At 34.1% G+C, this 24,671-nt stretch carries 19 protein-coding genes; 7 read left to right on the top strand and 12 right to left on the bottom strand.

Annotated features, from left to right (window positions below; translation table 11 throughout):
* Positions 1–2: 2 nt before the first annotated feature.
* The 12 genes from LG651_RS11240 to LG651_RS11185 form a co-directional block, all read right to left on the bottom strand.
* Positions 3–470, bottom strand: coding sequence for a DUF6265 family protein (locus tag LG651_RS11240; RefSeq protein ID WP_226696225.1), 468 nt, complete (start codon positions 468–470; stop codon positions 3–5).
* 105 nt (positions 471–575) lie between these two features.
* Complete coding sequence (locus LG651_RS11235; RefSeq protein ID WP_226696224.1) at positions 576–2,387, bottom strand: acyl-CoA dehydrogenase family protein; 1,812 nt, start codon at positions 2,385–2,387, stop codon at positions 576–578.
* Between the two features lie 231 nt (positions 2,388–2,618).
* Positions 2,619–3,809: an acetyl-CoA C-acyltransferase gene (locus tag LG651_RS11230; protein ID WP_226696223.1), complete on the bottom strand. Its 1,191-nt coding sequence runs from the start codon at positions 3,807–3,809 to the stop codon at positions 2,619–2,621.
* Positions 3,810–3,839: 30 nt separating this feature from the next.
* Positions 3,840–4,196, bottom strand: coding sequence for a four helix bundle protein (locus LG651_RS11225; protein ID WP_226696222.1), 357 nt, complete (start codon positions 4,194–4,196; stop codon positions 3,840–3,842).
* A gap of 48 nt (positions 4,197–4,244) precedes the next feature.
* Entirely contained in the window at positions 4,245–6,653 is a 2,409-nt protein-coding gene (locus LG651_RS11220; protein ID WP_226696221.1) for a 3-hydroxyacyl-CoA dehydrogenase/enoyl-CoA hydratase family protein, read from the bottom strand.
* A gap of 24 nt (positions 6,654–6,677) precedes the next feature.
* On the bottom strand, positions 6,678–7,112 hold the full coding sequence (locus tag LG651_RS11215; protein ID WP_226696220.1) for a MarR family winged helix-turn-helix transcriptional regulator: 435 nt from the start codon (positions 7,110–7,112) through the stop codon (positions 6,678–6,680).
* Positions 7,113–7,410: 298 nt separating this feature from the next.
* Positions 7,411–9,183: an AMP-dependent synthetase/ligase gene (locus tag LG651_RS11210; protein WP_226696219.1), complete on the bottom strand. Its 1,773-nt coding sequence runs from the start codon at positions 9,181–9,183 to the stop codon at positions 7,411–7,413.
* Positions 9,184–9,488: 305 nt separating this feature from the next.
* Positions 9,489–11,771, bottom strand: a complete 2,283-nt coding sequence (locus LG651_RS11205) for a response regulator (RefSeq protein WP_226696218.1) — start codon at positions 11,769–11,771, stop codon at positions 9,489–9,491.
* A gap of 326 nt (positions 11,772–12,097) precedes the next feature.
* The gene (purL, locus tag LG651_RS11200) at positions 12,098–15,799 is read right to left on the bottom strand and encodes a phosphoribosylformylglycinamidine synthase (RefSeq protein WP_226696217.1); all 3,702 of its coding nucleotides are present in this window, start codon (positions 15,797–15,799) and stop codon (positions 12,098–12,100) included.
* Between the two features lie 236 nt (positions 15,800–16,035).
* Positions 16,036–16,896, bottom strand: coding sequence for a fructosamine kinase family protein (locus tag LG651_RS11195; protein ID WP_226696216.1), 861 nt, complete (start codon positions 16,894–16,896; stop codon positions 16,036–16,038).
* A gap of 70 nt (positions 16,897–16,966) precedes the next feature.
* The gene (locus tag LG651_RS11190) at positions 16,967–18,775 is read right to left on the bottom strand and encodes an endonuclease (protein WP_226696215.1); all 1,809 of its coding nucleotides are present in this window, start codon (positions 18,773–18,775) and stop codon (positions 16,967–16,969) included.
* Positions 18,776–18,795: 20 nt separating this feature from the next.
* Positions 18,796–20,013 carry an RsmB/NOP family class I SAM-dependent RNA methyltransferase gene (locus LG651_RS11185; protein WP_226696214.1) on the bottom strand — a complete coding sequence of 406 codons (1,218 nt, stop codon included), beginning with the start codon at positions 20,011–20,013 and terminating at the stop codon, positions 18,796–18,798.
* Positions 20,014–20,089: 76 nt separating this feature from the next.
* On the opposite strand from LG651_RS11185, the gene LG651_RS11180 reads away from it, so the two are divergent.
* The 7 genes from LG651_RS11180 (at position 20,090) to LG651_RS11150 (ending at position 24,640) form a co-directional block, all read left to right on the top strand.
* Entirely contained in the window at positions 20,090–20,665 is a 576-nt protein-coding gene (locus LG651_RS11180; RefSeq protein ID WP_226696213.1) for an RNA polymerase sigma factor, read from the top strand.
* Between the two features lie 61 nt (positions 20,666–20,726).
* Positions 20,727–21,032, top strand: a complete 306-nt coding sequence (locus tag LG651_RS11175) for a hypothetical protein (protein ID WP_226696212.1) — start codon at positions 20,727–20,729, stop codon at positions 21,030–21,032.
* Between the two features lie 2 nt (positions 21,033–21,034).
* A complete protein-coding gene (locus LG651_RS11170; protein WP_226696211.1) occupies positions 21,035–21,556 on the top strand; it encodes a hypothetical protein in 522 nt (173 codons plus the stop codon).
* A 190-nt stretch (positions 21,557–21,746) separates the two neighbouring features.
* Entirely contained in the window at positions 21,747–22,499 is a 753-nt protein-coding gene (locus LG651_RS11165) for a YHYH protein (RefSeq protein WP_226696210.1), read from the top strand.
* A 14-nt stretch (positions 22,500–22,513) separates the two neighbouring features.
* A complete protein-coding gene (locus LG651_RS11160; RefSeq protein WP_226696209.1) occupies positions 22,514–23,362 on the top strand; it encodes a YHYH protein in 849 nt (282 codons plus the stop codon).
* 1 nt (position 23,363) lies between these two features.
* A complete protein-coding gene (locus LG651_RS11155) occupies positions 23,364–23,969 on the top strand; it encodes a toxin-antitoxin system YwqK family antitoxin (RefSeq protein WP_226696208.1) in 606 nt (201 codons plus the stop codon).
* A complete protein-coding gene (locus LG651_RS11150; protein WP_226696207.1) occupies positions 23,966–24,640 on the top strand; it encodes an SCO family protein in 675 nt (224 codons plus the stop codon). Before LG651_RS11155 ends, LG651_RS11150 begins: the two co-directional genes overlap by 4 nt.
* The last annotated feature ends 31 nt before the right edge of the window (positions 24,641–24,671 follow it).

Here is a 24,671-nt window from a genome sequence, read left to right as displayed (position 1 = left end):
TATTATTTTTTATAATTGAATTTTACGTTTTCTATATTACCATTCTCATCTTTAATATCGACATAAACATTCATTTCGTTATTGTTTACTTTTTCGAAAGTCATGCCTTTAAAAATAGCTTTAGTTGATGTGAGTTTTATTAAAGGAAAATCTACAGTTTCATCTTTGGTTTCCCAACCTTTCAAATCTTTTCCAAAATGTTTTAGCTGAAGAAGTAAAGAGTTTTCAATTTCTCTGATGATTTCAATTTCATAGAAAACAACTTCGTTTTTATCAATAAGTTTAAAAGTTGCCATCATGGAGCCACCTGATGGTTTGCTCCAATTTTCTTCGGTTTTCCCACCAAAGGCTTCACCTTTCCAGTTTCCAGATATCCATTCTATATTTTTAAGTTTTGGAGCAAGAGTTTTTTCAGTTTGAGAAAAACAAATAGAAGTAGAGAAGAGCAAAAGAAGCAATAAAAATTTCATGGATTGATTTTTAATTAAAAGTAATAAAAAATAAAAACGCCTCGAAATTAATTTCGAGACGTTCTTGAAATTTGAATTAGTCACTCAAAAACCGCTAATAAATAATTAAAAGCAGTATTTATTTTCAGTTATTACTTTGTTAGCAATAATATTTCTTAATTCTATAATGTTTGGCATGTTAACGTATTTAATATAACGTTTTAATCCCATAAGCATCATGCGTTGTTCGTCGCCCGAAGAAAACGATATAATAGAATGTTTTCCTGCGGTTTCAATAACATCAATAGCATGAAATAGGTTTAATTTTGCCATAGCTATTTGCTCTTTTACTTTATCTTCACCTTCTTTTTTAGCTAATTTTTCTGCTCGTAAAATAGCAGATTCTGCTAAATAAATTTGAATTAAAATATCGGATGCTGCTAGCATAAGTTGTTGTTGGTGTTCCATTTTTTCACCGTACTTCTCTAAAGCAGCTCCAGCTACCATCAAAAATAACTTTTTTAGGTTTTTTATAATACTTTTTTCTTCAGAAAATAATTCTGAAAAATCTGGAGTTTCAAAAGATGGAATTCCCATTAATTCATCTTTAACAGCCATGGCAGGCGCTAATAAATCAACATGGCCACGCATTGCTTTTTTAATTAGCATACCAATACTTAGCATACGGTTAATTTCGTTGGTGCCTTCGTAAATTCTTGCAATACGAGCATCTCTCCAAGCCGATTCAATTGGTGTTTCTTCAGAGAATCCCATACCTCCAAATATTTGAATGCCTTCGTCTGTACAGTGTTGTGTATGTTCGGAAACCGCTACTTTTAAAATAGAACATTCAATAGCATACTCTTCAACACCTTTTAGTTCTGCTTCTTGGTGTGTGTCTTTACCATTGTTTTTTCTAATTTCAATGCGATCTTCAATATTTTTTGCAGCACGGTAACTTGCAGATTCACCTACCCAACAATTTGTAGCCATTTCAGCTATTTTTTGACGAATAGCGCCAAAGCTAGAAATAGGTGTTTTAAATTGAATACGCTCGTTAGCATATTTAACAGATTCTGTTATCGTACGGCGTTGCGCATCTAAACAAGCTGCTGCTAATTTAATTCTACCAACGTTTAGTGCATTCATTGCAATTTTGAAACCGTTACCACGAGTAGAAAGCATATTTTCAACTGGTACTACGGTTTCATTAAAAAATACTTGACGCGTAGAAGAAGCTCGAATACCCAATTTGTGCTCTTCTTCTCCTAAAGTAATACCGTTAGGATTATTTGGGTCGTATTCTACAATAAATCCAGTAATATTTTTATCGTCTTCAATACGCGCAAAAACAATCATTAAACTACAGAAACCAGCGTTAGATATCCACATTTTCTGTCCTGTAATTTTATAGGTTTTTCCATCTTCTGATAAAACAGCTTTTGTTTTGCCAGAGTTTGCATCACTACCTGCACTTGGCTCAGTTAAACAATAAGAACCAAACCATTCTCCCGAAGCTAATTTCGGTACGTATTTTTGTTTTTGCTCTTCGTTACCATAAAGTGTAATTGGCATGGTACCAATACCTGTATGTGCACCAAAAGCAGTACTAAAAGACCCTGTTGCTCCTGAAATATAGTCACAGACTAACATGGTTGAAACAAAGCCCATGCCCATGCCTCCATATTCCTCTGGAACAGAAATGCCTAAAAAACCAAGCTCACCAGCTTTTCGCATCACTTCTTCCGTTAAAGCGTAATCTTTTTTCTCGAATTGTGGTTTTTTAGCCCAAAGTTCTCTGTCTACAAATTCGGTAACAGCTTCTTTCATCATGAGCTGTTCCTCGTTAAAATCTTCTGGTGTAAAAATGTCTTGACAATCTGATTCTTTAACTAAGAATTGACCGCCACGTAGTATGTCTTTTTCTATTTCTGCCATGTTTAATTGGATTTAGAGATATAAGATTCAAGAAGCAAGATTTATAAATCTAGTTTAGATTGAAACCCTATAATCATTTTTTGTATTTGTTTTATTTTATGTTCTAGTTCTAAAAATTTACCTTCTGAAATATATGGTATAATCAAAATCTGATACTAATTCCATGCTTTGAATCCAAATTTTTAAAGTTGTGCATCAGGTCTTGATTCTAGATTCTTTTTATCTTGTTTTTTAAGATAAAAATTCAAAAATTCCGCAAGCACCTTGCCCGGTACCAACACACATGGTTACGGCACCATATTTACCACTCATGTTACGCTTTCTCATTTCATCAAATAATTGAACAGAAAGTTTAGTTCCTGTGCATCCTAGTGGATGACCAAGAGCAATGGCGCCTCCGTTTACATTCACAAGGTCCGGATTTAAACCAAGCTCACGTATTACGGCTATTGATTGCGAAGCAAATGCTTCATTTAACTCGATTAATTCTAAATCGTTTTGTTTTAAATTGGCTTGAGCTAATGCTTTTGGGATGGCTTTTACAGGGCCGATTCCCATGATGCGAGGTTCAACACCCGCAGCGGCGTAACTAACTAAACGTGCAATTGGTTTTAGGCCTAATTCGTTAACCATGTCTTCGCTCATTACCATGGCGAAGGCAGCACCGTCACTCATTTGCGATGAGTTTCCTGCTGTTACACTTCCGCCTTGAGCGAAAACAGGACGAAGTTTTGCTAAAGCCTCAAGGTTTGTACCTTTTCTTGGTCCTTCGTCTTTATTAACGGTATATGTTTTACTTGCTTTTTTTCCGTTTTCGTCTACGTAAATTTGTTCTACATCAATAGGAACAATTTGGTCTTGAAAACGATCTTCAGCTTGAGCCTTTAAAGCTTTCATATGCGAGTTATAAGCAAATTCATCTTGATCTTCACGAGATACTTTAAACTGATTTGCTACTGCTTCGGCAGTGTTTCCCATACCCCAGTAATAATCTTCGTGACCTGCTTTTACCGTGTCGTAATTTAATTCTGGTTTAAACCCCGTCATAGGCACAGAACTCATGCTTTCTGCACCACCTGCGATAATACAATCGGCCATTCCAGCTTGAATTTTTGCGGTAGCCATACCAATAGTTTCAATTCCTGAAGAACAAAAACGGTTTACAGTAACACCAGGAACATCAACCACATCTAATCCCATTAAGGAAATTAAGCGCGCCATGTTAAGACCTTGAGCACCTTCTGGCATGGCATTTCCTACTATAACATCGTCTATGCGTTTTGGGTCTAAGTTTGGCAACTCCTTCATCATGTATTTTATGGTTTCGGCCGCCAATTCATCGGTTCTTTTAAAGCGGAACAATCCCTTTGGTGCTTTACCAACGGCTGTTCTGTATGCTTTTACTATATATGCTGTTTTCATAATTTAGTATTAAGATTTTAGTATCAAGTATTAAGATTTTTGTAGTGATTTTTGAAGCGAGTAGTTCATTTTTGTGACTTCTATTACTTCATCAATAATTGGTCTTACACTTTCTTCTTTAATAAGGTTTAATCTTTTTGATAAATATAATTGAGTTAGTAATTCGAATGATGAACCATTAGCTATACCTAAAAACTGTTTGAATTCTCCGTTTGTATTTCTGCCTGCACCTTCAGCAATATTTGAAGGTACGGAAATAGCACTTCTTCTTAATTGAGAAACTAATCCATATTTTTCTTCTGAGGGAAAATTTTCTGTGACTTTGTAGCAATTTTCAGTAATATTCATTGCTTTTTGCCATATTTTTAATTCTTCAAATCTGTGCATAGCTTTTGGTTCTTAGTACTTAATTCTCGATACTAACTACATTCACAATTAGTTGCGAAGTGGTTTTCCAGTTTTAAGCATGTGTTGAATACGTTCAAGCGTTTTACGCTCTGTACAAAGACTTAAAAATGCTTCGCGTTCCAGATCTAATAAATACTGTTCGCTAACTTGTGTTGGTTCACTTAAATCGCCACCAGCCATTACGTAGGCGAGCTTATTTGCAATTTTTTGATCATGCTCGCTAATGTAATTGCTCGCTTCCATAGAGTCTGTTCCTACTAAAAACATACCTAAAGCTTGTTTTCCTAAAACTTTAACATCTTTTCGTTTAATGGGTTGAGTGTAGCCTTGTTCTGCCATTAATTTTGCGTAGGCTTTTGCTGTCGCTATTTGCCTGTCTTTATTAACAACTACAACATCTTTTCCTTTTTGAAGAATGCCTAAATCGAAGGCTTCGTAAGCAGATGTTGATACTTTTGCCATACCAATAGTTAAGAAATATTCTTGAAGCACGTTTAATTTTACATCGCCTTTTTGGAATAAATCTGAAGCTCTTAAAGCCATTTCTTTAGAGCCACCACCACCAGGAATAACACCAACACCAAACTCTACAAGACCAATGTAAGTTTCTGCTGCGGCAACAACCTTATCTGCATGCAGTGATAATTCGCAACCACCACCAAGTGTCATGCCATGAGGGGCAGCAACGGTTGGAATAGAGGAGTAGCGCATACGCATCATGGTGTCTTGGAAATATTTTATAGCCATGTTAAGTTCGTCGTATTCTTGCTCTACAGCCATCATGAATATCATGCCAATATTAGCACCTACCGAAAAATTAGCCGCTTGGTTACCAATAACTAAACCTTGATAGTTTTTTTCTGCTAAATCTATAGCCTTGTTTAATCCGTTTAAAACATCGCCACCAATGGTGTTCATTTTACTTTGGAACTCACAGTTTAAAATACCATCGCCTAAATCTTCAATTACAACACCTGAATTTTTAAATACTTCTTTAGATTTTCTAATGTTATCTAAAATAATAAAGGCATCTTGACCTGGAATTTTTGTCTGAGTCTTTGCAGGAACATCATAAAAATAGGTTGCGCCATCTTTTACAGAATAAAATGATGAACTACCAGAAGCAATCATATCATTTACCCAGGAAGCAGGTTCGTAACCTTCAGCCTTCATAATTTCAATTCCTTTTTCTACGCCAATGGCATCCCAGATTTGAAACGGACCATGTTGCCAACCAAAACCAGCTTTCATGGCATTATCAATTTTATAAAGTTCATCGGTTATTTCAGGAATACGATTAGAAACATAGGCAAACATTGCCGCGAAGTTTTTACGATAAAAATCGCCTGCTTTATCTTTTCCTCCAACTAAAATTTTAAACCTGTCGGCAACATTCTCAATCGATTTCGTTAATTCTAAAGTTGAAAATTTGGCAGATTTCTTTTTTCTATATTCTAAAGTGTTTAGGTCTAATGATAAAATTTCGCTTTTACCACCATCTCCTTTAACTTTTTTGTAGAATCCTTGTCCGGTTTTGCTACCTAACCATTTATTTTCCATCATGGTATTAATAAAATCGGGTAACTTAAAAAGCTCGTGGGCTTCGTCGTTAGGACAGTTTTCATAAATGCCATTGGCAACATGTACAAGCGTATCTAGCCCAACCACATCTACAGTTCTAAATGTTGCAGATTTTGGACGACCAATAACAGGGCCAGTTAATTTATCTACTTCTTCAATAGTTAAATCGAGTTCTTTTACTAAATGAAATAGTGATTGAATACCAAAAATACCAATGCGATTCCCTATAAATGCAGGCGTATCTTTAGCTACTACAGAAGTTTTTCCAAGGAATTGTTCTCCGTAGCCATTTAAAAAGTCCAATACATCTTTTGAAGTTTTTGGACCTGGTATAATTTCGAATAATTTAAGATATCTGGCAGGGTTAAAAAAGTGTGTTCCGCAGAAATGTGCTTGAAAATCATCGCTTCTACCTTCACTCATAAACTTAATTGGAATACCAGAAGTATTTGAGGTAATTAAAGTTCCAGGTGTACGGTGTTTGTCTAAGTTTTCAAAAACTTTTTTCTTGATGTCTAATCGTTCTACAACAACTTCAATAATCCAATCTACATCGGCCACTTTTGCAATATCGTCTTCTAAATTACCAGTGGTAATTCTGCTTGCAAATTTTTGGTGGTAAATTGGTGATGGTTTCGATTTTAAAGCGGTTTGCAAAGCGTTGTTGACCAAGCGGTTTCTAACGGCTTTGTTTTCTAGTGTTAATCCTTTTGCTTTTTCGGCATCGGTAAGTTCTCTTGGAACAATATCTAGTAGTAATACTTCTACGCCAATATTGGCAAAATGGCAAGCAATACCACTACCCATAATTCCAGAACCAATAACTGCTACTTTGTTAATAATTCGTTTATTCATGTTTAGTTTAATATCCTTAAATAATTAATTGTAAATTTTTTTGTTTGAGACGAGTTCGTTTATAGTTTCCGAGACTTCAAAAAAATGATTTAGTTTTTCTTCAGGAACTGTTTTTCTAATGGCTTCGTTAAATGTGAGTACCTTTTCTTTAGAATAGTTTCGTTTTTCTACACCAAAATCGGTTAATGAAATAATAACCCCACGACCATCTTCGGGGTTTGGGTTTCTTTCAATAAGTCCTTTTTCTTCCATTTTCTTTAAAATTCGCGAAAGGCTGGTAGCTTCCATCCCCATTTTTGGCCCAAGAGCTGTAGATGGCGTGCCTTTTTCTGGATCTATACTTAATAGAGTAAATCCTGTAGCCATTGTGCTTTCAAATTTAGCGGCCTCTTCATTATACATTTTTTGAACAGCAAGCCAAGTTGTTCGAAGCATATAATCGATGGTTTTGTCTTTCATAATTTTTAATATTATCAAATATATAAAAAATATTATGCATGCATAGTAAATTTATGTTAAATTATATTTCTTAAAAAAGTATTGTAAGATTTACTTACATAAAGCATACTTTTCCTTTAGTGCTTTAGGAATTTATGAAAGTTTAAAATAAAACGTTAATAGAACTATTTACGTAAAACACAATTATTCAACATATACGAAATGGCATAATAATTAGAAACTAGTTAGTTAATTGATAATAAAAGTACTAAAAAATAACGAATTTAATAAGTTGTAGTGAGGTGATTTGTGAAATTCGTTATTTTCGGTATATTTTTTCAATTAAGTGGTGATACTTTTCTTTTATTACATCACGTTTCATTTTCATGGTAGGAGTTAAATGGCCTCCATCTATAGACCAAATATCTGGAGTTAATTCGAATTTTTTAATTTGCTCCCAACGTCCAAATTTAGTATTGCAAGAATCTACTTCTTCTTGAATTCTATTATGAATAATTTCTGATTCGGCTATTTCAGTTTCGGAAACTCCAATATTTTGCTGTTTATGTTGAATCCATTCTCTTATAAACTCAAAATTTGGTTGAATTAGTGCTGCGGGCATTTTTTCGCCTTCACCAATAACCATAATTTGTTCGATAAATCTCGATTGTTTTAATTCGTTTTCTAAAAGCGTAGGTATAATGTATTTTCCGCCAGAGGTTTTGAACATTTCTTTTTTTCTACCTGTGATTTTTAAAAAACCTTCTTGGTCTAATTCTCCTTTATCTCCGGTATGAAAATAATCGCCAGTCATTACGCTAGCGGTTTTTTCATCGTCTTTATAATAGCCCATCATTACGTTTGGGCCTTTTATTAAAATTTCACCATCTTCTGCAATTTTTACTTCTACATTGCGAATTGGCTTTCCAACTGTTCCTATTTTAAAGCTTGCATCTTTATACATGCCTACGCCTATTACGGGGGAGGTTTCGGTTAAGCCGTAGCCTTCCATAACTTGCATACCTGCGGCGCAAAAAATTCTTGACAAGCGCGGTTGTAGGGCGGCGCTTCCAGATACCATAGTGTGTAATTCACCACCCAAGGCTTCTCGCCATTTACTAAATATTAGCTTATTGGCTATTTTTAGTTTAAACTCGTACCAAGCCCCGTTTTTTTGGTAAGGTTCCCATTGTTCTCCTAATTTTAAGGCCCAAAAGAATAACGCTTTTTTTATGCCAGTAAGTTCTTCGGCTTTTGCTATAATTTTATCGTATACCTTTTCAAGTAAACGAGGTACTACGCTCATTAAATTAGGGCTAATTTCTTTAGCATTATCGCCTATTTTGTCTATCGCTTCAGCATAATATATAGATAAACCTGCGTATTGATATAAGTAGATTAATAATCGTTCGAAAATATGGCAAAGTGGTAAAAAGCTTAAAACTTTATTTTGGTTTGGTTTAAGTGGGATTCTCGGGTAACTGTCTATGGCGTTGCTGGTGATGTTCCAATGAGAAAGCATAACGCCTTTAGGTTTTCCTGTGGTTCCTGATGTGTAAATTATAGTAGCTAAATCTTCCGGCTGTACGTCGTTTTTTCTAGCTTCAACTTCAGGTTGATTACTTTCGTCTTCACCTAATTTAAATAATTCGGAATAATGCTTGCAACCTTCAATGTGGTCGAAAGAATAAATGTCTTTTAGTTTTGTGTTTCCTTTTACTTTATTTACTTTTTCAAGTACTTCCTCATCAGAAACAAAACAATAAATAGACTCGCTGTGGTTTAAAACATATTCGTAATCTTCGGCACTTATAGTTGGATAAATAGGAATATTTTGTGCGCCTAATTGTAGTACACCAATATCTACGATATTCCATTCTGTTCTATTGCTTGTTGAGATTACAGCAATTTTATCGTTTTTTTGAACTCCAAGGCGTAATAATGCTCTGCTTATCGCATTAGCTTTGTTAATGTATTCTTGTGTAGAGGTTTTTATCCATTCGCCATTGTATTTTGTAACTAGGGCAGAATCAGTTGGGTTGTTTTCCAATTGGTGGTATGGAAAATCGAAAAGTCTTTTAGGTTTAGTCATGGGTTTTTCTTAATCAGTTTTGCAAATTAGGGAATTAAAAACGGTTTTCAAATTCTAAATTAAAAACAACTTGTTTAAAATTAATATTAATCTATTAAAAAAAGCAATGTTTAATTATTTATTTGTTTGAATTTGATGCTTTTAATTTAGATAATCGTTAAATTCTATTTCTTAAAAAAAAATTTCGGAAAGGTTAATTTAAATAAAATAGTTTTAAAAATTAGGATAATTTTAATCGAATTTACTTTAACTAAAATCTCAAATTTTAAAATAAAACATGTCGATTTTGAATAATATTAGAGCATTTATCCGAGTTTTTTTAGAACCTTTCGTTTGTCGGTAAGTATATTTTCTATGATAGTTTGTTTAAATATATCAATATCGTAGGGTTTTAATACAATATCATTCATGCCACTTTCAAAAATTTGATGCTTTTGCGATTCAATTTCAACTGCTGTTAGGGCGATAATAGGTGTTGTTTTGTTAAATACTCTAATTTCTTTAGTGGCTTCAATTCCATCTTTTATAGGCATATTTATATCCATTAAAATTAGGTCGTAATTAGAGTTTTTTACCATATTTACTGCTTCTTCTCCATTTTTCGCGAGGTCGCTATTTACATGTTCGGTATTTAGAATTTTTTTAGTTACAATTTGATTAATACGATTATCTTCAACAATAAGTATTCGTTTTTGAGCTAACAGTGTTGTGTCTGTTTTTTTAATTTTTTCGTGTTGTTCAATAACTTTGAACGGTAAGCTAAATTTAAATGTACTGCCTTTTCCTACTTCGCTTTCTACACTAATGGAACTTCCAGATTGGTTTAATAGTTTTTTTACAATAGGAAGACCAAGTCCGGTGCCTTGATATTTATTATTATGCGAGTTTATTTGTGTAAATTCATCAAATATACCTTTAAGCTTGTTTTCTTCAATACCCGGGCCATTATCTCTTATTGTAAAATTTAATTGTGCTGTTTCGTTATTGTTACTCATGGTATCTATAATTATTTCTATGAGCCCATCTTCCGTAAATTTGCAAGCATTACCTATAAGATTCATTAATATTTGTGATAACATTACGGAGTTACCCTTTAAAAACTCTGGTGAATTTTCACTAATTGAAATACGAATATCGTTTCCGTGTTGTAGCTTAATGTATTCAAATGAAAAAATAATTGTATTTATTAATTCTTTTAAATTAAAAACAGCTTCTTCTTTGGTAAAACTTTTATTATCTATTTTATTCATTTGCAGCAAATCATTTATTAATGCCAATAAATAATTAGCTGAAAATTTAAGAGATTTTAAATCTTTTTCATGCTTTTTAAGTTCTTCATTCTCCATTAAAATACTACTAAGACCAATTACACCATAAAGAGGGGTGCGGAGTTCGTGGCTTACTGTTGCAAAAAATTTCTCTTTAGATTTGGCAAGTCTTTCGCTTTCTTCTTTTGCCATTAGGAACTGTTTGTTCTTTTCTTTTAGGTCTTTAACGAGAGCTTTCTTTTTTTTATGCTCAAAATAAGTGTTAACAAGAACTAGTATTAGAAATAAACCAATGCCAGCGATTAAAATTAAAAGAATGTTTTTACGTTCGGCTTTTTGTAATAAAAGTTTTTCTTCGAGTTCTTTGGCTTTAATTTGATCTTTATAACGTTCAACATTAATTTTTGCAGATACGGCATCGGTTATGTTTTTAGCTATATCGTTGTCTTTTTTTTCGTTATAAGTTTGTAGTTTTTTGTTAATATCGTAAAGTCCTTTGTAGTCTTTTTTCATTTCAAGGGCTTCCTTATAGCCTTCATAACCTTCAATTAAAGCTTCAACATATTCCGTGTTTTCGCATATAGCTATGGTTTGCTCGAATTTTTCAATGGCCTTGTCTGGTTCATTTTTTAGTAAGTACATGCGGCCATAATTATGTAAATGGCTGGCTTTGTAATGTGGTGGGTTTCCTATTAAGTCTAGATATTTTTGAGTTTTTGCAATTTGATGCTTAGAGCTATCGGGCATTTTTAACTCGTTAAATATTCGTGCTAGGTTGTGATGAATGATAAATAATCGCGATGTGTCTTTTAACTTTTTGGCGATTTTAATACTTTCTCTATATTTTTCTACAGTTTTATATTTGTATTTAGGACTGTAATAGTAAATATTCGCTAAATTTCCAATTGATTTTAAAATAGCCGAACTGTCGTTGGCAATTTTGGCTTCTTCTAAAGCTTTTAAAAATATTTTTTTGGCTCCGGCCGTATCATTAATACGTAACATGGTGTTGCCAACTATTGTACTTACTTCGGAAATATATTTACTGTTTTGACTCTTTTTTGCAAGATAAAGACCTTTTTCTGCATAAATTAAGGTTTCTACGTAATTGGATTTATAGTATTCTGTTGTCATCCAATTAACCATAGTTTCAACATGGTTGGAAATTTCTGCTATTGTAGAGTCTTGAGATATATTGGGTAAAACTTCAGATAAGCTTTCGCTTGCATTATTATTTTGACTAGAAAGCTCTAATGACCCAAAAGTACATACCCCAAAAAGATATGCTAAAAGTGGTAGTATTTTAGTTGAGTAATTCATTCTGTATTTAGTCGCTTTCGTGCGTAAATATACAGTAAATATTTTCAAATACACTACTTTATCGTAAAAATATGCTTTTTATCGATTAAAATATCGGATGAAATACGTTTGTTTAATTTTTAATTAAAAAAATAAAGGGATTTTTAAATTTATTTTTGGTTATTAAATAATTTGTCTAAAAATTGAAAGATGTGTTTTTTTTAGTTTTTTTCTCAATTGATTTTGAGATTAAGTAAGTGTAATATCGAAAAAAGTGAAGAAAATATGTTGTTAAACAATATTTCACTAATCAAAATAAAATTTGATTAGTGAAATACAGATAATAATTACTTGTTCTCAATCCATTTACGAGCATTAACAAAAGCTTCCAACCAAGGTGAAACTTCATCTTTTCTACCATCCGGGTAATTTGCCCAGTTCCATTGAAAGGTAGAGCGCTCAATATGTGGCATAGTTACTAAGTGGCGGCCAGTTTTATCGCTAAGCATAGCGGTATTATAGTCTGAACCATTTGGGTTATGCGGATAACCTTCGTAACCATATTTTGCTACAATATTATATTTGTCTTCACTGTAAGGTAAATTAAATTTTCCTTCGCCATGAGAAATCCAAACGCCTAAAGTACTTCCTGCTAATGTAGAGAGCATAATAGAATTGTTTTCTTGAATTTTTACCGAAGTAAACGAACTTTCGTGCTTATGCGAATCGTTATGCAACATTTTTCCGTGTTCTTCATGCTCAGGGTTTATTAAATCTAATTCCATCCATAATTGGCAACCGTTGCAAATTCCAACAGATAAGGTATCTTCTCTTTCAAAGAAGTTTTTAATAGCTTTATTGGCTTTTTCGTTGTATTTAATAGCACCTGCCCAACCTTTAGCAGAACCTAAAACGTCAGAATTTGAGAAACCTCCAACGGCTCCTAAAAATTGAATATCTTCTAAGGTTTCACGACCCGAAATTAAATCGGTCATATGTACATCTTTTACATCAAAACCAGCTAAATACATGGCGTTTGCCATTTCGCGTTCCGAGTTGCTTCCTTTTTCGCGAAGGATTGCTGCTTTAGGCTTCTCGATACGATTCGCTTTAGGCGAATCACTCGAAGTGACGTCATTTAGTTTTCCTGTGAAGTGTTTAGGAAACTCAAATTGTAATGGTTGGTTTTTGTAATTATCAAAGCGTTCTTTAGCTAAACCATTAGCCGTTTGTTTTTCATCTAACAAATAAGATGTTTTATACCAAACATCTCTATTTTCGCTAATATTAAAGCTAAAGCTATCGTCGTTGTTTTTAACAGTTAAGTTGCCAGAAGTATTTACCGAACCAATATTGAAAAACGCAATATTATTTTCAGCTAAAATAGCTTCAACCGATGCCTCTGCTTGAAAAACAAGTCCAGCATTTTCAGCGAATAATACTTTTATAGAATCTTCTTCATTCAATTTCGAAATATCTAAATCGGCACCTAAATTAACATCAGCAAAACAAAGCTCTAATAAAGTTGTAATTAATCCGCCAGAAGCCACATCGTGACCTGCCGAAATTTTATCGCTTATAATTAAAGATTGAATGGTGTTAAAAACAGTTTTAACGTAGCTCGCATTTTTTACCGTTGGAGCATCGCTACCAATAGTGTTTAAAACTTGGTTAAACGAGCTTCCGCCTAATTTAAAATCGTCTTGCGATACATTTATATAGTAAACATTTCCAGCGTTTTGTTTAAAAACGGGTTCTACAACTTTAGTAATATCGTTACAATTTGCACCCGCCGAAATAATAACCGTTCCAGGAGAAATAACATCGCCATCAGGATATTTTTGCTTCATAGAAAGCGAATCTTTTCCAGTAGGAACGTTAATTCCTAATTCAATCGAAAAATCGGAAATCGCTTTAACTGCTTCATATAAACGGGCATCTTCACCTTCATTTTTACAAGGCCACATCCAGTTGGCAGATAATGATGCCGACTGTAAGCCGTCTTTTAAAGGTGCCCAAACCAGGTTGGTTAATGCTTCTGTAATGGAATTTCTACTTCCAGCTACTGGGTTAATTAAGCCGGAAATAGGAGAGTGCCCAATAGAGGTTGCAACACCTTCTTTTCCTTTAAAATCTAGAGCCATAACTCCAACGTTATTTAACGGGATTTGTAACGGACCAACACATTGTTGTTTGGCAACTTTACCACCAACACAACGGTCTACTTTATTTGTTAACCAATCTTTACAAGCAACAGCTTCAAGTTGTAAAACTTGCTCTAGGTAAATTTGTAGGTTTTTGGTTTTATATCTTGGGTTTTTATATTTTCTGGTAACCGTTTTATCTGTCATTACCGTTTTAGGAGAACTTCCAAACATATCGCTCATCGCTAAATCCATAGGTTTGTTGCCTTTGGTTTTAGATTGGAATGTAAAACGATCGTCTCCAGTAACATCACCTACAGTATAAATTGGCGAACGTTCGCGTTCTGCAATTTTTTGTAAGGTTTCAATGTGTTTTTCAGCAATAACAAGCCCCATACGCTCTTGCGATTCGTTACCAATAATTTCTTTATCAGAAAGTGTTGGGTCTCCAACAGGAAGCGCATCTAAATCTATTTTTCCACCGGTATCTTCAACAAGCTCCGATAAACAATTTAAATGCCCTCCAGCCCCATGATCGTGAATAGAAACAATAAAATTCTCGTCGCCTTCAACCATACCGCGAACAGCGTTAGCCGCACGTTTTTGCATTTCAGGGTTCGAGCGTTGTACCGCGTTTAACTCGATTCCAGACGAAAATTCGCCAGTATCGGCACTAGAAACAGCGGCGCCACCCATTCCAATTCGGTAATTTTCACCCCCAAGAATAACTATTTTATCGCCTGTTTGCGGTGTGTTTTTTAAGGCTTGTTCGGCTTTGCCATAGCCAATACCACCGGCTTGCATAATGACTTTATCAAAGCCTAAACGTCTAGCAGGCGCATCGCTAGACGACGCGTTTTCGTTATGCTCGAAAGTTAAAACAGAGCCCGTAATTAGGGGTTGCCCGAATTTATTACCAAAGTCCGAAGCACCGTTAGATGCTTTTATTAAAATATCCATTGGCGTTTGGTAAAGCCATTTTCTAGCTTCAAACTTTTGTTCCCAAGGGCGGTTTTCTTCAAGTCTAGAGTAAGAGGTCATGTAAACCGCCGTACCAGCTAAAGGTAACGAGCCTTTACCACCAGCTAGTCGGTCTCTAATTTCTCCACCGGCACCAGTTGCAGCCCCATTAAAAGGCTCCACAGTGGTTGGAAAGTTATGTGTTTCCGCTTTAAGCGAAATAACCGAATCAAATTCTTTAGTTTCGTAAAAATCAGGAATATCGGCACGTTTAGGAGCAAACTGCTCCACTTTTGGGCCTTTTATAAAAGCCACATTATCTTTATAAGCCGACACAATATCGTTAGGATTGACTTCCGATGTTTTTTTAATTAATTTAAATAACGAGGTTGGTTTTTCTTCACCATCAATAACAAACGTACCATTAAAAATTTTGTGGCGACAGTGCTCGCTATTTACTTGCGAAAACCCAAACACTTCAGAGTCGGTAAGTGGTCTGCCAATTTTTTCGGCAACACCTTCTAAATAAGCAACTTCTTCATCACTTAACGATAAGCCTTCTTGCACATTGTAAGCGGCAATATCATCAATATTTAAAATAGGTTCAGGCTCAATATTTATGGTGTACGATTCTTGATTTAACCCGTTAAATTTCTCCGAAATCATAGGGTCAAAATCTTTAAAATCTTCAGCTACAGCTGTAAATTCTTCAATACGAATAATACCTTCAATACCCATGTTTTGGGTAATTTCCACAGCATTTGTACTCCAAGGCGTAATCATTGCAGCACGCGGCCCAACAAAAAAAGCATCCAACGATGCTTGCTCAATTTTAGGTGCGTTACCAAATAACCAGGTTAATTTAGAAATGGTTTCTGTAGAAAATTCTTTTGTTGCTTGAACAGCAAATACTTTACTGTTTTGGTTTCCGAAGAAATGAATCATTATGTATACGTTATAGTTGTGTTATAAAAACGCAAAAATACATTTTTTTAAACTATAAAACGGCTGTTTTTTTACGAAACACAAGGTGTTTTCAACAAGTTTTTTAACAGAAATAAATTTTTGGGCGTTTCCCCGCCCCGAACAGTCGGGATCGGCGTCGGGCTTTACACTATATCTTTTTCTCGTACCTCAAAAAAGGATGCCGTTTCAATCCCTAACGCGGCTTGCCTCATGTTTTAAAAATTGTTGTTAAGTACGTGTTTAACCTGTGTGTAATAACTTTTACCAAATAAATTTAAATGCACCAATAAATAATACAGTTGGTAAATTTCAATTCTGGTTTCCGTAAAATCATCAAATGAAAAAATGTTTTGGTAAACGTCATAAAACGCATTGCTAAAGCCACCAAATAATTTGCTCATGGCAATATCAACCTCGTTGTGCCCAAAATAAATAGCAGGATCAATTAAATAAGGCGTGCCGTTTTTTGCAATAATATAATTGCCGCTCCAGAAATCGCCATGAATAAGCGATGGTTTTATATTTTTAAAAAGCGGCGTTAAAACTTCTTTCAGTCTGACTTCAGTAGGAATTTCGGAATCTTGAAGCAAATTATTGGTTTTTGCTAAATTTAGTTGAGGTAATAAGCGTTGGTTAATGTAAAAATCTGTCCAATGTTTATGAAATTTATTTTGCTGCGGTAAACTGCCAATAAAGTTATTGGTTGATAAACCAAAATTATCTGCTGAGGTTTTATGCAGTTTAGCCAAATGTTCAGCTAGCGTTTTAAAATCGGTTTCACTGGGTGTTTTAGTTTCAATAAATTCCATTAATAAAAACGCAGTTTCACCTAAGTTTCCGCAAGTAACTAATTCTGGAACAGCAATGGTATTGGTGTTTTTAATAATTTCGAGCCCTAGTTTTTCGGTTTGAAACATGTTTAGGGCGCCACCGGAAGAATTCGTTTTTAAAAAATACGATTTAGCAGCTGTATTAATTTTAAAAGCTTCAGAAATATCGCCACCAGAAACCGGCGCATAGTTAATTATTGGTTGGTTTAAAACCGAAGTGATATGATTAAAAAAGGCTGTGTTCATTTCATTTTAAAAATAAAAAAAAGCCATTAAAATAATTAATGACCTTTTAAATTTTATTTTTATGTTGGCTTTACTCTTTTATAAGTCGTTTGGTAATACTTTGCGCTCCATTTGAAAGTTTTAAAATATAAATACCTGAATTAAGTGTTTGTACAGAAATAGTTTTATTTACTGTTTTACCTTCACTTAATAATTTGCCTAACATATTATAAACTTCAAAAGATAAATTTTCATTACTATTAATTGAAATGCTATCGCCAATTACTGGGTTGGGGTAAATATTTATGTTGCTTAAATCAATAGTATCGCTAGTGCTTAATGTACCGCTAAAACAAGTCCAAGATAAATCGTCAATTCTTACACGATTAGACGTTGATTGATTATCGAAAACAAGAGTTACGTTACCTTCAATATTAATGTTTGAAATTGTAGTTGTGGTCGATGTTGTGTTATCACCGCTGTAAGGAATGCTTCCAACAGAATTACCATTAACAAGCACATCGAAAGTTCCTGCAGAACCACTAAATGTTAGCTGAGTAGTTACTGTTAAGCTTCCAATACCACCTGTAATTGTTGGAGCTGTTAAATTTCCGTTTCTAATACAAATAGTTCTTGAATTTAAAGTTTGATCGGTTCTAGCATCGGTCGCTGTCCATGTTCCACCGTCGTCACCTGTCCAAGTTCTTTCTGCATAATTTGATGCGTTTGTTGGTATATTTTCGAACGTTTCACTTAAACAGTTGTCGCCAGAAGCCGGAGCTTCAAGTGTCGTTTCAGTTACCGAATTACTTAAAGTTGACGTGTTACTAGCCGCATCAACAGCTAAAACAGCAAATTGATAAGTCGTTTCAGCCGATAAACCTGTAACTGTAAATGTGGTTGCGGTTGAGTTTGTTGAAACGTAGTAATTACCATCAATATAAATATTATAAGTTACAACAGCTTCGTTATCGGTTGAAGCTGTCCAAGCTAAATCAACTGTAGATGAAGTTGGGTTCGACGCTGTTAAATTAGTTGGTGTTGTTGGCGCTTCGGTGTCTGGATCTGCAGCTTCACCCCAACGATTTTCTGCAGGAGTTCCGCCCCAAATTACTGTGGCTAAATATGGGTTGTCTATAAACGGGTTTCTATTTCCTTGGGCGTAAGTGTTAGATGTGTTGCCGTGATATGTGTTTCGATTATCCTCAATAGTTGAAACCGGATCTTCGGCATTCCAATCTAACAATAAATTTATCATATCGGCATCAATAGCATTTGCTGTGCCATTTGCAACATAACTTGGTTTACATTGGTCGCCATAACGTAAGTACATATACATTATAATTCTGGCAACATCGCCTTTCCATTCATCTCCAGGATACCAACTTCCAGAAATATCTTGAGCATTTCCAGAGCCTGTTATAAATTTTTTATTTCCTCTGTTCGAGTTCATAGTAACATCAGATGGTCTCAGGTTGTGAGCATCTGCGTATGGCGGATTAGATGTTCCGTTACTGTCTAAATCTGGACTACCCAAGGAGTTTGGAAAAGTGTGTTCTCTATTCCAATCTGAACCCGCTGTACCACCAGTTTCATCTTTATCTCTGGTTCTATCTGTAATATAATTACCATCCGTATCGCTGTAACCGTAAATTAAAACTACGTTATTACTGTTTGTTGGATCTAAATCGGTTTCTTTACTCGCATTCCAAATACCAGGCGTATAACTTAAATAATTACTGTGTTTTGAAGCTGTAGGTATCGCTAAATCATCAAACAAATCTGTACCTGTTTTATTAAAATCTACACCAGAATAATAATTTTGTAATGCTGTAGGAGGTGTAAGTTGAGCAAAGCTTAAACTTGAAATTAAAAGAAAGAAAAAGTAAAAATGTTTCATAGATAGAGAGTTAATTTAATCTATTTGGTTGATTTTTCTAGCAGAGCCATGTAAAATCCGTCGAAACCAGACTCATGAGCTAAAACTTTTTTGTCTTTTACAAAAGTAAACTCTTTTCCAGATTCTGATGTTAAGAATTTGTCAACTTGATTCTGGTTTTCAGAAGGTAAAACAGAACATGTAGCATACACTAATTTTCCGCCAGGTTTCACCATTTTAGAATATTGTTGTAAAACTTCTTGTTGTGTTACTCTAATTTTATCTATAAACTCGGGTTGTAATTTCCATTTCGCATCAGGGTTACGTCGTAAAACGCCTAAGCCAGAACAAGGTGCATCAATTAACACGCGGTCTGCTTTACCGTGTAGTTTTTTAATGGGTTTAGTAGAGTCAATAACTCTTAAATCGAAATTATGAACACCGTTACGCTTAGCTCTAATTTTTAATTTCTTTAATTTACTTTCGTAAATATCCATGGCAATAACTTGCCCTTTGTTTTGCATTAAAGCAGCAATGTGTAGGGTTTTGCCACCGGCGCCAGCACAGGTATCTACTACTTTCATGCCTGGTTTTACATCTAGAAAATCGGCAACCAATTGCGAAGATGCATCTTGAACCTCAAATAAACCTTGCTTAAAGGCATCGGTAACAAAAACATTAGCACGTTCTGTTAGTTTTAATGCAGATGGATAACCTTTAATAAATTCGGTTTCAATATTTAAATCAAAAAGTATGTTTTGAAGTTTTTCTTTAGTAGTTTTTAAGGTGTTTACACGTAAAATTACTTCGGCTTGCTCATTTTGCATGGCAATTTCTTTTGTCCAAGTGGCTTCACCTAATTCTTCTAAGCCTATAGCATCTATCCAATCTGGAATAGATTCTCTAAATTTTCTAATTTTTGAAAGTTCATCAAAACGGCCTTTAATTTTTCTGGTTGGCGTGCCTTCAAAGTATTTCCAGTCTGGTAATTTAATACCTTTTAATGTTGCCCAAACTGCAAACATGCGCCACAGGTTGTCGCGATCAAAAGGTTCTTTAACTTCAGCAATTTCAGCATAAAGTCGTTTCCAACGTACAATATCATAAGTGGTTTCAGCAACAAAAGCTCGGTCTCGGCTTCCCCAACGTTTATCGCGCTTTAAAAGTTGTTGTATTACTTTATCGGCGTAGTTGTCTTCATTAAAAATTAGGGTTAAACCATCAATAACCGCAAAGCATAAATTTCTGTGTAATCGCATTGTAAATAAAATAAGTATGCAAAGGTAATGTTATTTAAATAATAAAATTATCTATTTTGCGGCAATAAACTAGCTTTTGGAAGAAGACAAATTTATACAAGATCTTAAAGATGGCAAGCCATTTGCTTATGAGGAGTTGATTGACTCGTATCAGCAAAAGGTATTTGCTACTTGTATTTCGTTTGTGCCTAATAAGGAAGATGCCGAAGATATAGCTCAAGAGGTTTTTGTTGAAGTTTTTAATTCAATTAATAAATTTAAAGGAAACTCAAAACTATCTACCTGGATTTATAGAATAGCAACCAATAAAAGCTTAGAGTTTATAAGGAAAAGAAATGCAAAAAAACGATTCGCCTTTTTGCAAACTATTATGGGGAATGATATTCCGGTAGATAAAACAAATTATTTTACGGAGATGAATCATCCTGGTATTTTACTAGAAAACAAAGAGGAAAGCGAAACTTTGTTTAGAGCTATAAACCAATTACCAGAATCGCAAAAAGTGGTATTTACGCTTTGTAAAGTAGATGATAAAAGTTACCAAGAAGTAGCTGAAATTACAGGGAAAAGTATTTCGTCTATAGAGTCGTTAATGTTTAGAGCGAAGAAGAATTTACAAAAATTACTAGAAAATTTTTACAAAAAAGAATAAGCAACGCAAGTTTTTAAAAAATATTGCATCAAAAATATATAGAAATTAAAAAGCGTAAATTATGGAAGATAAAATAACCAAAACGCTAAATGCTGTAGATAAAATAAAGCCAGTTAATGTATCGCCCTTTTTTAAAGATAGAACGATGCAAAAACTATTTGCCGAAAAAGAATTAGTGAAAGAAAATACAATTTGGTCGTGGTTTACGCCAAAGTTGCAATTAGCGACATTGGTTTTAGTAATTACGGTAAATGTATGGGCGTTTTCTAAAATAACATCAGATTCATTATATCAAAATAATGTAAATGAGCTAGCCGAAACGTTGGGGTTAAATTCAAATACGCAAAATTCATTTTTTAATCAATAGACATGAAAAACAACTCTATTTTATATGTATTGCTTTTCTTTTTAATAATTGTAAATGGGTTTTTTATTTATAATTATTTAGCTGGAGATAAATTGCCAGAATTTATTGAACCTAAAAGTCCGCAACAATTTATTGGTGAAAGGCTAGGATTTAATGATGCGCAAAAAGCGGAATTAGCAAAACTAGAAGAAAGTCATCATAAAGAGCTTAGAAAGATTGGAGACGATACAAAGTTTTTAAAAGATAAATTGTTTAATAAACTTTCAGACAAAACAATATCTCAAGAAGAAATAGATTCAATATCAAAAATAATTGGTGAAAATGAAGCTATTTCAAGTAAAAAAATATTTTACTACTTTAAAGAAATTGAAGCCATTTGTAACTCCGAAACACAACGAGAGGCCTTTAGAACTATAATTCAAGACGCCATTGGTAAGCCAGAACTAAGAAGATTGCCACCTAATGCTCACAGGCCACCACCTATAAAAGGTAGAGAAGGGCAACGACCACCGCCAGAACATTAATGGAATATCGTTAACTTTTTTTAAATTTTATAAATAAATAAATAAAGTCTTGTGTTTTAGGCTTAGAGAAATAAAAAAATAAGCTTTTAAGCACAAGTTTTTTTATTTATGAAATGTTTTTTTATCAAAAGCACAAGTTTTTTACATTTCCTGCATCTAAAACATTATACAACTAAAAAATACAATAATAATGAAGCAATTTTTTATAATTAGTGTGGTGTTATTAGGGCTTTTTTCTTGCTCGTCATCAGAAGGAAGCGACGATGGTTATGATGAAGAAAATTCTGAAGAAGAAACAGTTACCGAGTTACATGCTGCTTTTGCAGAATTTAATACAGATGCTACAGATATTTATTTGTCTGATAGTGGTACTACTGTAACCATAGAAACTACAGGTTTGCCAAACCATGAAACTGTGTATTGGGGAGAAGGCCATGAGTTATATAAAGACGAACCTGATGTGGCACTTACTCCTTCTATAATGTCAAGTAATAATAACGCAGTAACTTTAGTGGTTGATGCAACTCCAGATTTAGATGGGGCAAGTATTGCTACCGAATTAGGAACCATAGGTATCGCTGTAAGTGGGGCTTCGCTTTTTAATGACCAAGAAGGTGGAGGTGCGCTAGATCAGGCTGCTGCAAGTTTAGACTGGACTGGAGCACATATTGGCCCAGGAGTGTATCATTACCATTTAGAGCCAGTTGCATTTTCGTATGATGATGAAAATCTGGTGGGTATATTGTTAGATGGTGTTTTTATTTATGGGAGAAAATGTTATGCCACAGGCGATTATCCAACAGATTTAGATGCTTCTGGAGGTCACACAGGTATTACACAACATAGCGATGGCGAAGAAGAATATCATTATCATATAATAAACGAGTTGTATTCTACAACAGGATCTTATATTGTTTTTGCAGGTCCGTTTCAAGGATATTAATAATATTTTTAAAAATGAAAATTTTCAAAATAGTAAACATGCTTCTACTTTGTTTTATTCTTTTTACATGTAAAAGTAGAAAGGAAAAGCAAGAGGTGTCTTCAATCAATAATTTTGAAGAAAGAAGACCACCTAGAGAAGAGGGAAGACGACGCCCGGGACCTCCTGGTGGTGGCGGTAGAGTAAGAAATTATACGGCTACAGATGCAGATGAAGCAATTACAGAATTGCACCCAGCTTTTGAAGCTTTTAATAAAGAAGCTACAGATATATTTTTATCAAACAACGGAAAAACCGTTACAATAGAAACTACAGGTTTGCCAAACCACGAAACGATTTATTGGGGCAAAAATCATGAATTGTATCGCGATGAACCAAGTGTGGAACGAACCCCATCAATAATGTCTAGTAACAATAATGCTGTGACATTAGTAGTAGATGCCGTTCCTAATTTAAGTGGTAAAACAATTAATACTCACATGGGAACAATTGGTATTGCAGTGAGTGGTGCTTCAATATTTAACGATCAAGAAGGAGGTGGTGCACTTGATAGAGCAGCAGCAAGTTTAGATTGGACAGGAGGCCACATTGGTCCGGGTGTATATCATTATCATCTAGAGCCTAAAGCTTTTAGTTATAACGACGATAAGTTAGTAGGTATACTTCGTGACGGTGTATTTATTTATGGTAGAAAATGTTTTGAAACAGGAGATTATCCTACCAATCTAGATGCTTCTGGAGGGCATACGGGAGTAACACAATATTCTAATGGAAAGGAAGAATATCATTATCATATAATAAACGAGTTGTATTCAACTACAGGATCGTATATTGTGTTTGCGGGTCCTTATCAAGGGTATTAAAATGCGATTAAATAGTAAAATAGTTGTTTTGTTTCTTTTAGTGGTTTTAGTTGCTTGTAGCAAAAGTCGTGTAGTTACAAGCACAGCCACTAATATTGAAATTAAAGACCGTTTAGTGTTAAAAAATAAACTAGTTTTAAATGGCAACGAGGGTAATTGGTATTACAAAGATTCTTTATTTAATGGCTATGCCGTGCGTTATTATAAAAACAATAATTTAATGGAAAAAGTTGGTTTTTATAATGGGAAAAAGCATGGTTTAGCTAAAGTTTGGCATGATAACGGATCATTAAAAACAGAATACTATTACAATAAAAATACCATAGTGGGCACGTATAAATCCTGGTGGCCTAACGGAGTTTTAGCATTGTCAACTACTTATTTAGATGGACAAGTTCATGGGGAGGAAAAGCGTTGGTATAACACTGGGCAAATGGCAAAATTACGTCAATTAAAACAAGGGAAAGAAGAAGGAATGCAAAAAGCATGGTTACAAAACGGAAAGTTATATGTGAATTATGAAGCCAAAAATGGAAGAATTTTTGGAATGTTAAGAGCTAATTCTTGTTATAGATTGGAAGATGAAAAAGTAATAATGAATAAATGAAAAAGATAATTGTTTTAATATTAGTTTTTTTAAGTTTTGCGTGTAAACAAAAAGCAAAAAAAGAAATTTCCCAAGCTGAAGAAACGAGTAGAGTAGACTATTTACCGTATTACGAAGACGAGTCTTTTACCCCAAAGTGGATTACGCCAAATACTGAAGCAGAGAAAAAATTTCATAAAATACCAGATTTTAAGTTAACAAATCAATTAGGTGAAACAGTAACCCAAAAAACCTTTGAGAATAAAATTTATATTACTGATTTTTTCTTTACTACATGTCCTGGTATTTGCCCAAAAATGACAGGAAATATGTTTAAAATACAAGAGGCCTTTCAAAACGACCCAGAAGTGCTTTTACTCTCTCACTCCGTTATGCCAAGTGTAGACTCTGTAGCTGTTTTAAAAGATTATGCCAAGGAGTATGGTGTTATAAACGGAAAATGGCATTTAGTAACAGGCGATAAATTTCAAATTTATAGCCTGGGTCGGGAGGCTTATTTTGTAGAAAACGATTTAGGGGAACAAAAAAGTATCGACGATTTTTTACACACTGAAAATTTTCTGCTTATTGATAAAAATAAACATATTCGCGGTATTTATAATGGGTTAAATAGAGCGTCAATCGCTCAATTAATTACAGATGTAAAGGCATTAAAAAAAGAACAAGGATAAAAATATTGTTGATTAGTAGCTTTAAAAGGGC

The organism is Neotamlana sargassicola, assembly GCF_020523965.1.
Taxonomy (GTDB): Bacteria; Bacteroidota; Bacteroidia; order Flavobacteriales; family Flavobacteriaceae; genus Neotamlana; species Neotamlana sargassicola.
Note: the sequence above shows the minus strand (reverse complement) of the source record. Positions and strands in the feature narration are given on the sequence as shown.

Bases quoted from the DNA above. Each gene is read 5' to 3' on its own strand.
- LG651_RS11185 (WP_226696214.1), bottom strand. From the start codon at position 20,013: ATGCGATTACACAGAAATTTATGCTTTGCGGTTATTGATGGTTTAACC.
- LG651_RS11205 (WP_226696218.1), bottom strand. From the start codon at position 11,771: ATGAATTACTCAACTAAAATACTACCACTTTTAGCATATCTTTTTGGG.
- LG651_RS11170 (WP_226696211.1), top strand. From the start codon at position 21,035: ATGAAAAACAACTCTATTTTATATGTATTGCTTTTCTTTTTAATAATT.
- LG651_RS11195 (WP_226696216.1), bottom strand. From the start codon at position 16,896: ATGAACACAGCCTTTTTTAATCATATCACTTCGGTTTTAAACCAACCA.
- LG651_RS11230 (WP_226696223.1), bottom strand. From the start codon at position 3,809: ATGAAAACAGCATATATAGTAAAAGCATACAGAACAGCCGTTGGTAAA.
- LG651_RS11240 (WP_226696225.1), bottom strand. From the start codon at position 470: ATGAAATTTTTATTGCTTCTTTTGCTCTTCTCTACTTCTATTTGTTTT.
- LG651_RS11150 (WP_226696207.1), top strand. From the start codon at position 23,966: ATGAAAAAGATAATTGTTTTAATATTAGTTTTTTTAAGTTTTGCGTGT.
- LG651_RS11175 (WP_226696212.1), top strand. From the start codon at position 20,727: ATGGAAGATAAAATAACCAAAACGCTAAATGCTGTAGATAAAATAAAG.
- LG651_RS11215 (WP_226696220.1), bottom strand. From the start codon at position 7,112: ATGAAAGACAAAACCATCGATTATATGCTTCGAACAACTTGGCTTGCT.
- LG651_RS11160 (WP_226696209.1), top strand. From the start codon at position 22,514: ATGAAAATTTTCAAAATAGTAAACATGCTTCTACTTTGTTTTATTCTT.
- LG651_RS11210 (WP_226696219.1), bottom strand. From the start codon at position 9,183: ATGACTAAACCTAAAAGACTTTTCGATTTTCCATACCACCAATTGGAA.
- LG651_RS11190 (WP_226696215.1), bottom strand. From the start codon at position 18,775: ATGAAACATTTTTACTTTTTCTTTCTTTTAATTTCAAGTTTAAGCTTT.
- LG651_RS11155 (WP_226696208.1), top strand. From the start codon at position 23,364: ATGCGATTAAATAGTAAAATAGTTGTTTTGTTTCTTTTAGTGGTTTTA.
- LG651_RS11235 (WP_226696224.1), bottom strand. From the start codon at position 2,387: ATGGCAGAAATAGAAAAAGACATACTACGTGGCGGTCAATTCTTAGTT.
- purL (WP_226696217.1), bottom strand. From the start codon at position 15,799: ATGATTCATTTCTTCGGAAACCAAAACAGTAAAGTATTTGCTGTTCAA.
- LG651_RS11220 (WP_226696221.1), bottom strand. From the start codon at position 6,653: ATGAATAAACGAATTATTAACAAAGTAGCAGTTATTGGTTCTGGAATT.
- LG651_RS11165 (WP_226696210.1), top strand. From the start codon at position 21,747: ATGAAGCAATTTTTTATAATTAGTGTGGTGTTATTAGGGCTTTTTTCT.
- LG651_RS11225 (WP_226696222.1), bottom strand. From the start codon at position 4,196: ATGCACAGATTTGAAGAATTAAAAATATGGCAAAAAGCAATGAATATT.